At 25.6% G+C, this 14887-nt stretch carries 15 protein-coding genes and 1 other annotated feature; of the genes, 11 read left to right on the top strand and 4 right to left on the bottom strand.

From position 1 onward, the window contains the following. The first annotated feature begins 96 nt into the window (after positions 1-96). The 4 genes from H9660_RS07240 to H9660_RS07255 all read left to right on the top strand — a co-directional run bounded on the left by H9660_RS07240 (position 97) and on the right by H9660_RS07255 (position 4214). Entirely contained in the window at positions 97-315 is a 219-nt protein-coding gene (locus tag H9660_RS07240) for a hypothetical protein (protein WP_191749703.1), read from the top strand. Between the two features lie 146 nt (positions 316-461). Continuing rightward, positions 462-2327 (top strand): carbohydrate-binding domain-containing protein, encoded by a 1866-nt coding sequence (locus H9660_RS07245; RefSeq protein WP_191749704.1) that lies wholly within the window; start codon positions 462-464, stop codon positions 2325-2327. Positions 2328-2608: 281 nt separating this feature from the next. After that, the gene (locus H9660_RS07250) at positions 2609-2941 is read left to right on the top strand and encodes a PadR family transcriptional regulator (RefSeq protein WP_191749705.1); all 333 of its coding nucleotides are present in this window, start codon (positions 2609-2611) and stop codon (positions 2939-2941) included. Continuing rightward, complete coding sequence (locus H9660_RS07255; RefSeq protein WP_191749706.1) at positions 2922-4214, top strand: DUF2812 domain-containing protein; 1293 nt, start codon at positions 2922-2924, stop codon at positions 4212-4214. Before H9660_RS07250 ends, H9660_RS07255 begins: the two co-directional genes overlap by 20 nt. A 136-nt stretch (positions 4215-4350) precedes the next feature. Here the strand turns inward: H9660_RS07255 and H9660_RS07260 are convergent, their stop codons facing one another. Together H9660_RS07260 and H9660_RS07265 are read right to left on the bottom strand one after the other, a co-directional pair. After that, entirely contained in the window at positions 4351-5040 is a 690-nt protein-coding gene (locus tag H9660_RS07260) for a DUF4956 domain-containing protein (protein WP_191749707.1), read from the bottom strand. Beyond that, positions 5034-5780 (bottom strand): polyphosphate polymerase domain-containing protein, encoded by a 747-nt coding sequence (locus tag H9660_RS07265; RefSeq protein ID WP_191749708.1) that lies wholly within the window; start codon positions 5778-5780, stop codon positions 5034-5036. The genes H9660_RS07260 and H9660_RS07265 overlap by 7 nt, the downstream gene beginning before the upstream one ends. A 185-nt stretch (positions 5781-5965) precedes the next feature. Between H9660_RS07265 and H9660_RS07270 the strand changes: the two genes are divergently transcribed. The 3 genes from H9660_RS07270 (at position 5966) to H9660_RS07280 (ending at position 9643) form a co-directional block, all read left to right on the top strand. Next, complete coding sequence (locus H9660_RS07270) at positions 5966-6577, top strand: C40 family peptidase (protein ID WP_191749709.1); 612 nt, start codon at positions 5966-5968, stop codon at positions 6575-6577. 115 nt (positions 6578-6692) lie between these two features. Further along, positions 6693-6960 (top strand) — a binding site (T-box leader). Between the two features lie 200 nt (positions 6961-7160). Next, positions 7161-8366, top strand: coding sequence for a tyrosine--tRNA ligase (gene tyrS, locus H9660_RS07275; RefSeq protein WP_191749710.1), 1206 nt, complete (start codon positions 7161-7163; stop codon positions 8364-8366). Positions 8367-8584: 218 nt separating this feature from the next. After that, complete coding sequence (locus H9660_RS07280; protein ID WP_191749711.1) at positions 8585-9643, top strand: GGDEF domain-containing protein; 1059 nt, start codon at positions 8585-8587, stop codon at positions 9641-9643. A gap of 78 nt (positions 9644-9721) precedes the next feature. On the opposite strand, the gene H9660_RS07285 is transcribed toward H9660_RS07280, so the two are convergent. Continuing rightward, positions 9722-9892 (bottom strand): hypothetical protein, encoded by a 171-nt coding sequence (locus tag H9660_RS07285; RefSeq protein ID WP_191749712.1) that lies wholly within the window; start codon positions 9890-9892, stop codon positions 9722-9724. A 213-nt stretch (positions 9893-10105) separates the two neighbouring features. Between H9660_RS07285 and H9660_RS07290 the strand changes: the two genes are divergently transcribed. The 3 genes from H9660_RS07290 to H9660_RS07300 all read left to right on the top strand — a co-directional run bounded on the left by H9660_RS07290 (position 10106) and on the right by H9660_RS07300 (position 13539). Beyond that, positions 10106-10630: a GNAT family N-acetyltransferase gene (locus tag H9660_RS07290; protein ID WP_191749713.1), complete on the top strand. Its 525-nt coding sequence runs from the start codon at positions 10106-10108 to the stop codon at positions 10628-10630. 148 nt (positions 10631-10778) lie between these two features. Next, the gene (locus tag H9660_RS07295; protein WP_191749714.1) at positions 10779-11564 is read left to right on the top strand and encodes an EcsC family protein; all 786 of its coding nucleotides are present in this window, start codon (positions 10779-10781) and stop codon (positions 11562-11564) included. Between the two features lie 25 nt (positions 11565-11589). Then, positions 11590-13539, top strand: a complete 1950-nt coding sequence (locus H9660_RS07300) for a GTP-binding protein (protein WP_191749715.1) — start codon at positions 11590-11592, stop codon at positions 13537-13539. A gap of 59 nt (positions 13540-13598) precedes the next feature. Here the strand turns inward: H9660_RS07300 and H9660_RS07305 are convergent, their stop codons facing one another. After that, positions 13599-14231, bottom strand: coding sequence for a hypothetical protein (locus H9660_RS07305; RefSeq protein ID WP_191749716.1), 633 nt, complete (start codon positions 14229-14231; stop codon positions 13599-13601). Between the two features lie 158 nt (positions 14232-14389). On the opposite strand from H9660_RS07305, the gene gloA reads away from it, so the two are divergent. Next, positions 14390-14773 carry a lactoylglutathione lyase gene (gene gloA / locus H9660_RS07310; RefSeq protein ID WP_191749717.1) on the top strand — a complete coding sequence of 128 codons (384 nt, stop codon included), beginning with the start codon at positions 14390-14392 and terminating at the stop codon, positions 14771-14773. The last annotated feature ends 114 nt before the right edge of the window (positions 14774-14887 follow it).

Consider the following 14887-nt stretch of genomic DNA (forward strand, 5'->3'; position numbering starts at 1 on the left):
GTAGTATTAAACCATTGTATAGTGAAAATTTATAAATAAAATAATAATTATTTATATTCTACAAATAATACTTATATAGAAATATGGAGGTATTATATGAATAAAGATATATTAGATAAATTAGCAGTTAAAGAAAGTGAAAACTTATCTGAAAAAAATTTCAAACAAAATACTGTTTTGGGAATGAATAGAGATTTACATAAATTAAAGATAAACGATGACTTTTCTAATGAAGATGTAATAAATAGCGAATATACAAGAAAAATTACTAATTCTTACATAGAATTAAAAGATACTATTAAAAAAGATAAATAAAAAAGTAAAGAACTAGAGTAACTAAAAGTCAGTAACTCTAGTTTTTTTATCTTTAATATAAGAAAAAATTATATATGACATATTTTAAGATTAGTTTAAGGTGAAAATGATACTATTTACTCAATAAAATTCTAGGAGGATGTATTATGAGTAAAAAGGTTATAGCAATATTATCTATAGTATCTGTTTTAGCATTTACTACAGGATGTACAAATAAAAACACTTCATTAAATAATAGTAATAATATTGTAGCTAGTGAGAGTGTTGAAAATGTAGATACTAATATTATATTAGGAGATTCAATATCTGTAGAAGGAGATGGAGTAGTAGTTGAAAACAATAAAGTTATTATAAATTCTGCAGGAACATATGGAATAAAAGGTACATTGAATGATGGTCAAATAATAGTAAATGCTGGTGATGAAGACAATGTAAAATTAGTTCTAAATGGTACTAATATATCATGTTCTAATAGTGCACCGATTTATGTTATGAATGCTAAAAATGCTTATATAGTTTTAGCTGATGGAAGTGAAAATGTAGTTACAGATGGTGAAAATTACGTATATGAAGATGAAAGTAGTGATGATCCAAATGCCACAATATTTAGCAAAGATGATTTATTTATTAGTGGAACTGGGAAATTAACAGTTAATTCTAACTTTAATAATGCAATAACTAGTAAAGATGATTTAGAAATAGGGGAAGCTACTATAGAAATAACTTCTGTTTCTGATGGACTTAGAGGAAAAGATTCTATAACTATTGTAAGTGGAAATATCAATATAAATGCAAATGGAGATGGAATGAAGTCTAATAATACTGAAGATACTGAAAAAGGATATGTACTTATTGAAGGGGGAGTTATAAATATAACTTCTGGAGAAGATGGAATACAAGCAGAAACTAAAGCAACTATAACAGATGGAGATATAACAATTAACTCAGGTGGGGGAAGTGAAAATAGTAGTAAATCAAGTAGTACATGGGGGAATTGGGGAAAAACTATTGTGTCAGGAGGTAATACTACAGCTACTACTGAGGATGATACAGCAAGTGCTAAGGCTATAAAAGGTAATGTATTGGTGAAAATAGATGGAGGAAATATTAATATAGATTCTTCTGACGATTCAATACATTCAAATGGAAATGTTGAAATTAATGGAGGAGTTATAAATATTTCTTCAGGAGATGATGGAATTCATGCAGATTCTATTGTAGATATAAATAATGGAGATATTAATATTAGTAAATCTTATGAAGGAATTGAAGGAGAAACAATAAATATAAATGATGGTATTATAAGCGTGGTTGCAAGTGATGATGGAATTAATGCCGCTGGAGGCAATGATGGCTCTTCAATAAATGGTAGACCAGGACAAAATAATTTTGCATCTTCAGGAAATGGAAGTATCAATTTAAATGGTGGTAAATTAGTTGTAGATGCAAGTGGAGATGGTATAGACGCTAATGGTAATATCTATATGAAAGATGGGATTGTTATAGTAAATGGACCAGAGGATAATGGAAATGGATCCTTAGACTATGATGGAACTTTTGAAGTTTCAGGAGGTACTTTAATAGCGGCTGGAAGCTCTGGTATGGCTCAATCCCCAAGTAATTCATCAACTCAAAACTCAGTTAATGTATTTACTTCAGTTTCAGCAGATACGTTAATTCATATTGAAGATGAAAGTGGAAATGAATTAATAACTTTTTCACCAAGTAAAAATGCTCAATCAGTTTTAATATCATCACCAAATATAAAAACAGGAACAACTTATAAGGTATATACTGGTGGAGAATCAACAGGAACATCAGATAATGGACTATACTCAGGAGGAAGTTATTCAGGTGGAACAGAAGGAGATAGTTTTACTGTATCTAGTTCAGTTACTACTGTAGGTCAAAGTACTGGAGGAATGGGAGGTCCTGGCGGCGGAAGAGGAAATCAAGGTAATATGCCAACACAAGGAGCAGGAATGCAACAAGAACAAAGACCAACAAGATAATAATTTATATTTAAATATAAGAAAGAATATTACGGATTATAAATGATTTGTAATATTCTTTTTAAATTGAATTTATATACATTTTTGTTTTTTTAATCACAATAGAATAAGGAGATTACTTTAATATATAGGTAAGATTTATATGCAATATAAAGATAGAATTGAAAATATTTCAAGTTAAACTATTGACAATATTGATACTCGATATTAGTATTATAATATGCAATTAACAATTTTTGTATGAGTATAATATCGATTATCGATATTGGAGGATAATAAATATGCCGAGAGAACAATTTCAAAATTTAACTGAACCTATGTATTATATTTTAATTTCTTTATTAGAAGAAAGATGTGGAGTAGATATAATGGCATCAGTAGAGGAATTATCTAAAGGAAGAGTGAAGGTTGGGCCAGGTACATTATATGCTTTACTTGGTAGATTTGAAAAGGAAGAAATTATTAAGGAAACTGAAGTTGTTGGAAGAAAAAGAAGTTACATAATTACTGAAAAAGGATTGGTAATACTTAGAGATGAGTATGAAAGATTAATTAAATTAGTTAGGGATGGAGAATTTTTTTTGAGGGGGGATAATGATGGTATTTGGAAATAAGAAATGGGTTATATTTAATTTTTTGCCTTATGAATATAAAAGTTTGGAAGAATATTTAGAAAAGATGGCCTTAAAAGGATGGTTTTTAGAATATATAAAAGGATACTGTTTAAAATTTACTAAGAGCGAGGCTAAAAGAATTAAATATTCAGTAGATATAATGGATAGTATATCATTTTTTGATGGCAAGGATACAGATAAGGCTTTAGAGTATAGAGAGTATTGTAAAGAAGCAGGATGGAAATTTGTTTGTGAAAGTGATAAAATACAAATTTATTCTAGTGAATTAGATGATATTAAAATAGATATTCATACTGATGAAACTGAAAAATTTAATACTATTTATAAAGCATCATTAAAATATATTTTTTTGAAATTAATAACAATTATACTGTTATTATATTCTCAATATATAGGAACAGTTGGCAGTTATAATGGACATTTTTTAGCAAGTTCATTAAGTTTAAGTAGTTTGATGTTTGTTAGTCTTCTATCTATTCATGAAATAATAGGTTTAATAATATTTTTTATATTCTTTATAAGAGGTAAGATATCATTAAAAAAGGAAGAAAAAGTTGATTATAACTTTAAAGATGTAGTTTTATTTAAGCGATCAATATATAAAATAGCTACTATTCTAGCTATTATAACTTTTATATATTTATCTATAGAAACAGATATATTTATTTTGAAATTAATGATTGTAATTATTTCTTTAATTTTTGTATTCAATTATATAATTAACTTTATAAAAAATAAGAATTATAAAAATAAAATCATAGTAATTTCAGTTACTTATTTAATGTTAACAATATTAATGATTTTTGCTATTACTAATATATTATTTAGAAATATAGGGAGTAGTAATGGCAATGAAAAAAATATAGATGAAGTTGCTTTAAATCTTGAAGATTTTAATGATATTAATAAGGATGATTCTGAATATTTTAGAGTAGATAAATCACCAATAGCTAAGTATATTTTTTATAGCAATGAAGGTAATAAAATGTATTTGAGCTATGAATTTTTTGAAAGTAAATACAAATGGCCAGTTAAGTATAATTTTAATAAAGAAATTAATTCCTCTAAAGAGTTTGGAATTAGTTATATAGAAAAAGAAACTAAATTACCGCAAAATATAAAAGTATATGTAAATGAAGAGAGGTTTAAGTATATAATTATATCTGAAAATAGAATGATAGAAATATATGAAGCCGATTTTGTAAATGAAGATGAATTAATTAATATTGTTTATGAAAAAGTATTTAAATAAAAACAAAGTAGGTTTGATATTTTAATATAACAAACCTACTTTCCTTCCTTTAGTTTACAAAGAGATAAACATTGTGTGAGGTTGACTTGGAGCGCATGCGACGGAGCAAGGAATATAATGTTTATCTCTTTTGTTATTAACTATAAACTTTTTCTTCAAATCCAGCAAAATTTAATGAAATATTTAAGTTTCCATTTTTACATCTTAATTCATCTATAAATTTCTTTTGATTAGCATCAAGTTTCATTTGTACTATATAATGAATTTCAAAAAGAGAACCAAAGTCTCTAGTTTTAATAGTTTCAATATACCAAGAATTTGTGTATTTATTTAGTATTTCATCAAAAATTCCATCATAATTTAAGTCTTCAGGAATTGTTATTTTAAGCTTTGAAGTTTTAGTTTTTGGCATAGCAAATTTTGTTGCATCTAATACTAATGTTAAAGCACAAAGAACTAATGTGAAGATAAAGGCATAGCCTATATATCCCATACCACAAGTTAAACCAACAGCTAAAGTAAAGAAAACATAAGTTATATCCTTTGGATCTCCAGGAGCACTTCTAAAACGAATAATTGAGAAAGCTCCAGCTAAACTAAAGGCTCTAGCTACATTATTACCTACTAAAAGTATAATAATTGATATTATAACGGGTAGCATAATAAGAGTTATTGTAAAACTTGGGGCATAACCTTCTCTTTTATGAGTTTTGATATATGCAAGGCTAATTATCAAACCTAGAATAATAGCTGATGAAATAATTAATAAGGTATTAAATAAAGTAAAGGACTCTCCATTTGTAGATGTTATTATTGTTTCTAACATATATTTTTCCTCCTATTATCATAAATTTTACTTAAACAATAATTCATATATTCGTTTCCATATTTAGAAAAGTGAGTATTATATATTTCTAAATCAGATAATACTTTTGTAAACCAAACAGGTATGGCACCGAGTATTTTTACTTCCATTAAATAATGATTTTGCTTTAATAAATTATTACCAAAACTACCAAGTTCAAGCTTAAGATTATCACGTCTTGTTAAAATATCAGAATCAAAGGTTATTCTAAAATCATTATCATCTTTAGCAAAAAAAGCTTTTCTACTATAGCTTATATATACAGTTGGATAAACTGAATTATTCTCTAAATGATATTCTATTTCATTAAGAACTTGATTATTTATATAATCATTAGTTTTAGGACGAATACCATGGTCTAAAAAATTGTAAGCTTCTTCTAAAGTTAAGGTTGCTCTACGTTTATTTACAATACCATTAATTTTCTTTTTTAATTCAAGAAAAACTATGTCAGTAGGGTTAGATGGTATAGTATAGCTTCTTAATCTTAATTTTTCTTTATAATAAGGTTTATTAATAGAATGTCTAATTATGTGGCTATCCTTTGTATCATAATAAATATTATAAATACTATAATTTTTTCCATGTTTACAAAACTTATCTGGATTCATATATTTACTTAAAATTGGAATAAGTAAATTATATTGAGCTTCAGTTAACATGAATTTTTTTTCATATCTCTGAAATGATTTTATTGCCATTAAAATACCTCCTGTAAGAATCATATCTTATGAGATAATTATATAAATGTAACCTTAAAGAAATCTTAAAGCTAGAAATAAAATTAATATATTTTAATAGTTTTGTAATGAAAAAGTAATAGGAAAATAGTAAATTAAAGGTAAACTTATATATAGAGTGAAAATATGGTAGGAGGGTTTTTAGGATGAATAAGAGGGGGAATAAAAATAAAATAATTATATTTATAATGGTAGTTTTATTAATAGTAATAGGAGTAATTAGTTTTAAGAGCTTTTATAAAAAGGATAAGTATGAAAATGAAGGAATTAATATGACAGAGGAAGAAATAGAAGTTATAAATAAAGTTATAGCCTTAGCAGAAGAAAAAATAGGATTTCAATATGTTTGGGGTGGAAAAGGAGAGATCATGACAGAAGAAAGACTTGATGAACTTATAGGTTATTATGGTGATAGTTATTATCCATTAAGTAGAGAAACATATGTGGGTAATCAAGCCTTTGATTGCTCAGGATTAACCTATTGGACTTATAGAGAAGTAACAGGAGTTGAAATAGGTTATTCAACCTTTGATCAAGAAGATATACTTCAAGGATATGAGGTAGATAAAGAAGATTTACAACCAGGGGATTTAATATACACTCCAGGGCATGTAGTTTTATATATAGGTAGAGGAGAAATTATTAATGCATATAACAAATATGTTTATCCAATTGGAGGAGTAAAGAAAAGCAATTTATATTTAAGTAAAGATAGTGTTATTTATAGGCCTATTGATTATATTAATTCTTTAAAATAAATTTAAGTTATAGAATATTATGAATATATTGACAGTAAATTAAATAAGTATTATAATGCATATTAATAAATAAGCAAAACTAAGAATTGTTTATATAATTCGGAGTATAAGATAATAAAAAGCTGTGATAAGAAGAAGTAATAATTAGTAAGGCTTACAGAAAGCTACCGGTTGATGAGAGGTGCAAGATAATCTAATTATGAATACATCTTTGAGCTTCACACCAAATGATGCTTAAGCATTTAGTAGGCTGTGACGTATTCCTGCACACGTTATAGTGCTAGAGTATTACCTAGTATAAACTAGAGTACTTGAAAAGGTAGGCAGCGTGAGTTGTCTATGAACTAAGGTGGTAACACGAAGATTTATCTCTCGTCCTTTTTTATATAAGGGGACGGGAGTTTTTTATTTTTTAAAATCACCTAAGGTTCTTATAGTAGCTTAATTTAAATCTTTCATACAGATGTAAAATATACTGTTTTAGATTATAACTTATGGCTTAATGAAAGTCAGTATATTTTATTCTATATTATTCTTATAGAACTTGCTTATATTTAAAAATATAAGAGGAGTGTTTAAAATTATGAAATCATTAGAGGAACAATTAAAAATTATTAAAAAGGGTGTAGATTTAATAGTTAATGAAGAAGACTTAAAGCTAAAGCTTGAAAAATCTATAAAAAATAATAAACCATTAATTATTAAACTAGGTCTTGATCCAAGTGCACCAGATATTCATTTAGGTCATGCTGTAGTTTTAAGAAAGATTAAACAAATGCAAGATTTAGGGCATAAGGCAGTTATTGTAATAGGTGATTTTACAGGGAAAATAGGAGATCCTACAGGAAAAGCAAAAGGTAGAAAAGCACTAACTGAAGAGGAAGTATTAAAAAATGCTGAAACTTACAAAACTCAAATTTTTAAAGTTTTAGATAAGAATAAAACAGAAGTTAAATTTAATAGTACTTGGTTATCTAAATTAAATTTTGATGATGTATTAAAGCTAGCAGCAACAACTACTGTAGCAAGAATGCTAGAAAGAGATGATTTTCAAAAAAGATATAAGAATAATGTTCCAATAGGAATTCATGAATTCTTTTACCCATTAATGCAAGCTTATGATTCCATAGCTCTAGAAGCAGATATAGAACTTGGAGGAACAGACCAAACCTTTAATATTTTAATGGGAAGAACTCTTCAAAAAGCAAGAGGACAAGAACAACAAATTGCAATGTTTATGCCAATATTAGAAGGGTTAGATGGAAAAGAAAAAATGAGTAAAAGTTTAGGAAATTATATTGGAGTTAACGAAGCTGCAAATATAATGTTTAAAAAGGTTATGGAAATTCCAGATGGGTTAATTATAAAATACTTTGAACTCGCAACAGATGAGCATCCAGATAATATAGATAAAATTAAAGAAAGACTTAAAAATGGAGAAAATCCGCGAAATATTAAGTTAGAATTAGCAAATATAATAACAAGTTTATACCATTCAGAAGAAGAGGTAAAAGAAGCTATAGAATTTTATAACATAGCTTTCACTAAAAAAGAAATACCAGATAATATACCAGAATTAAATTTTAATGGAAGTATATTAAAAGAATTAAGTGAAGATTTACTAAAGGAAAAAATAATTCCTAGTAAAAAAGAGTTTAATAGATTGTTAGAACAAGGTGGAATTCAACTTAATAGTGAAAAAATAAAAGATATTAATACAATTATTAAAGATAAAGATGTAATAAAGATTGGAAAGAAAAAATTTATAAAAGTAGTTAAAATTATATAAGAATAATATAGATATAAAAAATATATGAAAATACCCTGAAAATTAAATTTTTAGGGTATTTTTATTGTATTGTTAATTAAAAAATAATAAAATAAAAATATAAATAAAGTGTTAATTTTGTAAATAAAAAGGTAATTATATATAAGGAAATTGCTAAATATATTTGTAAAAAATATATAAAATGAGGAGAAAATAAATTAGTCTAGAAAGTGAAAAATATGGAGAAAGAGAAAAAATTAAAAAGTTGTAAAGTGGCAATTAGGAATATATTAGTTGTAGCTTTGATTTTAATGGCAATAGTTATGTTTCAAAAAATAAACTCTCTACAAGGGACTGCACGTATTATAAATTACGCAGGTGTTCTTCGTGGCGCAACTCAACGTCTTGTTAAATTAGAGATAAATGGCCAAAAAAATGATGAATTATTAAATAGAATAGATGAAGTTTTTTATGGATTAAAACATGGAAGTGAAAAGTATAATTTAATAAAAATAGAATACAATGATTTTCAAGAAAGTTTAAAGATGTGGGAAAATAATTGGATTAAGTTAAAAAATCAAATACAAAAAACAAGAAAAGATGAAATAGATAAATCTAATATAGTAGAGTTAAGTGAAGAAAATTTTGAAATTGCAGATGTTACTGTAAATGAAATAGAAGTTTATACTCAGCATTTAGTAGATCAAATGCATATTATAGAATTTTTAATAATATTAGATGGATTAGGATTTATATATTTATTAATAAATGAATCCATGAAAAGAAAGCAATTAAGTAAAATTAATAGTGAATTGGCTAAAAAAGCAAGCTTAGATTTGCATACTGGTTTAATGAATAAGGGAAAATGTAATGAATTATTTAATAATCAAAAAGTAATTTTAGAAGATTTAGCAGTTATTATGTTTGATTTAAATAATTTAAAAAAAGTAAATGATATGTATGGTCATATAAGAGGAGATAAGTTTATTAGTGATTTTTCTAATATTTTAAAGAAAACAATATCAAAAGGGAATTTTATTGGACGATATGGTGGGGATGAATTTGTTGTTGTGTTATACAATAGTAATGAGTATCAAGTAAAAAAACTTATTGAAAGCTTAGAAGATAGCATTCGTTACTTTAATGAAATAACTGAAAAACCAAATCTAAGCTTTGCATATGGATATGATGGATCTTGGAATTATGAGGAATGCAATATGAAAATGTTATTAGATAATGCAGACAGCAATATGTATTTGAATAAGCAAAATATAAAGTTAAAAGATAACGAAATTTAAAATAAAAAATAGTATAGAAGAGATATGTAAGTTTACTTTAAATTAAAGTTAATAAAAGTAAACTTACATACTCTATTTTTATTTATTATGAGATAATTTTGATCTCTTAGTAAATTTTTTTCCGTTAGAGTGAGAGCCTTTTTTTACTCCATTTTCAATTCCTATTTCAGATCCAGATTCAGAATACATCTTTCTAAGCTCTGCATTTGATTTTGGGCGATCTTTCATCCTATTTTTATTGTTGTCCATAAAAGTACCTCCTAAGTATAAGTTGTCTATATTAGTGTGCCACAATATAAATAAATAATATTATTAAAATATATCATAAAGTAGAATTTATTATTGTTAGAGGAAAACTATGAAGATAAATATAATTTTTGTTATAATATTATATATTTAAAGAAAATGATAATATTTAATTTAATAAATAAAATCTAATGATAAAATCGGAGGTTGAAATTTATGATAATAAGAGAAGAATTGTTAAATGATTATAAAGAAGTTGAGAAGGTAATAGAAGAGAGTTTTAAAACAGCAGAATTTACAGATAATCAAGAACATAACTTAGTAAAAAGACTTAGAAAAAGTGATGAATTTATAAAAGAATTATCTTTAGTTGCAGAGGGAAATAATAAAATAATTGGGCATATACTTTTAACTAAGGCTTTAATAAAAGATAATGATAAGAGTATTGAAACACTAGCTTTAGCTCCACTATCTGTTTTACCAGAGTATCAAAAGTCTGGGATAGGTAAAGCATTAATGAATAAAGCAATAGAATTATCTAAGGAATTAGGATATAAGTCTATAGTTGTATTAGGCCATGAAAATTATTATCCAAAATTTGGATTTGAGAAAGCTAGTACATATGGAGTTAAAGCTCCCTTTGAAGTTCCAGATGAAGCATATATGATTTTAGAATTAATACCTAATGCTCTTAAGGGAGTTAATGGTGTAGTTGAATACTCAAAAGCTTTTTTTGAATAATATATTTGAAAAGTATGTAGTAATTTTTTGTACATACTTTTTTTATACTTTCCATAATTAAGTTTTAAAATATTAAAATACTAAGTAATTTTAGAAAACATATCTTAATGATATAATTAATGTAATAATTTAAAAGAAAGGAAGAGGTATGAGTAAATTTATTAAAAAGGAAATTAACAAATTAAATAAAAAAGAAAATAAGATAATTAATAAGAAGAGAAATACAATCATTAAAAATAAATTAAATCCAATATCAGAAAAAATAGAAGAAAAAATTCCAGATAAGTTAAGAACAACCTTAGAAAGTGCTTTTTATAATGCTTTTAAGATGGTTTTTAAAGGTGGAAGTAAGTATATAGAAAAGTTATATAATAAAGAAAAGATAAAGTTGGATCATGATATTAATAACTATGCTTTTAATAAAAGAACCACAAAAAAAAGCTTGAAGTTAATTGATTTTCAAGGTAAAAGAAGCAAGTTAATTAATTCTACAATTTCAACAGTTGAAGGAGTAGGACTTGGGATTCTAGGGATTGGTATACCTGATATACCAATATTTATTTCAGTTATCTTAAAAACTATATATGAAATTGCTTTAAGTTATGGTTTTAATTATGAAAGTGAAGAAGAGAAAATTTATATTTTAAATTTAATTAATGTTGCATTAACAAGTGAAGAAGAAAAATTATATTATAGTGAAAAAATAAATGAAATAGAAAATAAAATAGATTTAGGAATAGTATTAGAAAATAACTTAGATGATGAAATTAAAGAGACAGCCAAAGTTTTATCCAATACTTTATTAATTGCTAAATTTATTCAAGGACTACCTATTGTTGGAGTATTAGGTGGAGTAGTTAACTATCAGTTTATAAGTAAGGTAAGTAAATATTCAAGCATTAAATATAAAAAGAGATATTTGAAAAAACAATAAATTTTAATTTTTAGAAGGTGACTAAATGAAAAAGACAATAGGAATACTTGCTCATGTAGATGCTGGGAAAACCACATTTTCGGAGCAGGTACTTTATCATACAAAAAGTATTAGAAATAGGGGAAGAGTAGATCATAAAAACTCTTTTTTAGATATAAATAGATTAGAAAAAGAAAGAGGAATTACAATATTTTCAGATCAAGCTATTTTTGAAATAGATGATTCAAAATATTATTTAATTGACACACCAGGGCATATAGATTTTAGTTCTGAAATGGAGAGAGCTTTAAGTATTTTAGACTATGCAATATTAATAATAAGTGGTGTAGAAGGAATACAAGGACATACGGAAACTATATGGAATTTATTAATAAAATATAATATACCAACCTTCTTTTTTATAAATAAGATAGATAGAACAGGTGCTGATTTAGAAAAAGTAATTAATGAAATAAATGAGGATTTAACTTCTAACATATGTTATATAAATACTTTAGAAAATTTAAATGAAGAGGTAATTGAATTTATTTCTGAAAGAGATGATTTGCTTTTAGAAAGATATTTAAATGGAGATTATAATGAAGAGGAGTGGATAATATCTTTAAAAAAGCTTATTAAAGAAAATAAAATTTATCCATGTCTTTCTGGTAGCGCTCTTCAAGATGAAGGAATAGATAATTTTTTAAGAATATTTAATAGTTTAACTTTTAGTAACTATGATGAAAATGAAAGTTTCTCTGGGAGAGTATATAAAATTAGACATGATGATAATGGTACAAGAATTACCTTTATTAAAGCTTTAAGTGGAAGTCTTAAGGTTAGAGATGAAATATCTTATGGAAAAAATAATGAGATAACTGAAAAAATAAGTAGTATAAGGCTATATAATGGCAATAAATTTACTACTGTAGATAAAGTTACTGCTGGAGATGTTTTTGCAGTTACTGGACTAAGTAGCTTAGGAGCAGGAGAAGCTATTGGAAATTTAAATAGTGATATAAGCTTTAATATGGTACCAACTTTAATGTCAAAGGTTATTTTTGACAAAAGTTATAATGTTAAGGATGTTTTAAAATATTTTAGAATATTAGAAAGTGAAGACCCTGCATTAAATGTTATGTGGAATGAAGTATTACAAGAAATACAAGTTTCAATAATGGGAAAAATTCAATTAGAAGTATTAAAGGAAGTTGTAGAAGAAAGATTTAATTTAAAAGTAGAGTTTGGTCCTTGTGAGATTATGTATAAGGAGACTATTGAAAATACAGCCTATGGATATGGACATTTTGAACCATTAAAGCATTATGCAGAAGTTCATTTAAAATTAGAGCCTAATGATAGAGATAAAGGAATAACCTTTGAAAATAAATGTCATGCAGATGATTTAACTACAGGAAATCAAAATTTAATTAAAACACATATATTTGAAAGAAATCATCACGGTATTTTAACTGGAGCATCTATTACAGATATAAAAATTACTTTATTAACAGGTAGGGCTCATAATAAGCATACTGAAGGAGGAGATTTCAGAGAAGCTACCTTTAGAGCAATTAGACAAGGTTTAGAAAAAGTAGAAAATATACTTTTAGAGCCATATTATAAGTTTAAAATAGATGTAGAATTGGATTATATGGGAAGAGTTATATCAGATATTCAAAGATTAAATGGTACTTTTAATCCACCAGACACAAAGCTTAATAAAGTTACTATAACAGGAAGAGGACCTGTATCTACTTTTATGGATTATAGTGCTGAGATACTTACATTTACAAAGGGAAAGGGAAGTATAAATTTGATTTTTGATGGATATGATGTATGTCATAATAGTGAAGAGGTAATAGAAAGAATAGGATATAATAAAAATGCAGATATAGAATATTCCTCTAGTTCTATCTTTTGTTCAAAAGGACAAGGTTTTGTAGTTCCTTGGAATGAAGTAGAAAACTATATTCATTGTGAAAGAAAAGAATAAAAAAATCACCATATTGGGTATGATACAAGAATTTTTAGTCATACAATATGGTGATTTTTTTAAAATAAATGAGCAACTAATTTATTTCCTTCTTCAAAAACTGTAATAGTAAAGTAATTCCAAGGAACCACTGTTGCTCCAACCCTAGATATTGCTACTCTTATTTTAAAGGATGAGCCTGAGTTAGTGTTAGAACTTGGACCTTCATAAGTAACTTTATCTAATCTAACAAGCATTTCAGATCCAGATGGAAGCTCCATTTGACTTCTAAGGGAATTTAAATCTTTAATAAGTTTTTCTTTATCAGCTTCAGTTATTGGAATATAGCCTTTTTCACTATTTTCATCATAGGAAACTAAAAAATCATAAATAGAAGAATCTTCATTTAAATATAAATACAATAAATCATTAGCAAAGTCTAGTTCTTTGTATTCTCCTTTAGTGTAATGAATAGACTGCTGATCATCATAAATATTACTACCTATTTCTATTTGTGATAAATCTTTTGAAGAAATATAAATTTTTTCTAAAGCGCTAAACTCAGTTATTTTTTCTGGTTCTTGAATTTCTTCAATTATTTCTGTTTCTTCAATAGTTATATTTTCTTCATTTACTTCTTTATTAGAAGAGCAGCTCACAAAAGACATAGAAAATACAAGTGAAAATAAAATTAAAAATAGATTTTTTTTCATTACATCCTCCTAAATATTATATAAAATACCATATAGTTTAATTTTATGATAAAAATTAGATAAAGTAAAACAATAGAAGAAAAATTAATAAAAGTTGATTAATTTAGCATAAATAAATATAATGGTTATATAAAAAGATGAAATGGGAGGACAAAATAATGTCAGTTAAAATGTTACATACTTGTATAAGAGTAATGGATTTAGAAAAATCTTTAAAATTTTATAAAGAAGCTTTAGGATTAATTGAAACTAGAAGAAAAGAATTTCCTGAACATAAATTCAGCCTTGTTTATTTATCAAATGAAATAGGTGGATATGAAATAGAATTAACTTATAACTATGATGTGGAAAAGCCATATGAATTAGGAAATGGTTTTAGTCATATTGCAGTAGAAGCAGTAGATTTAGAAGGAATGAGAGAAAAGCATATTTCTTTAGGATATGAAGTAACACCTTTAAAAGGACTTCCTGGAACTAAACCTTCATATTATTTCGTAACAGATCCAGATGGATATAAAGTAGAAGTAATTAGAGCTAAATAATTTATAAAATCTAGTAACTAGAAAAAGTTACTAGATTTTTTTTTAGGAATTTACATAAAATAAAACATAACTATATAATTGATAATTATTATTAATTAGTATATAATGTAAATA

The sequence above is a fragment of the Clostridium gallinarum genome, assembly GCF_014836325.1.
GTDB classification, from domain to species: domain Bacteria; phylum Bacillota; class Clostridia; order Clostridiales; family Clostridiaceae; genus Clostridium; species Clostridium gallinarum.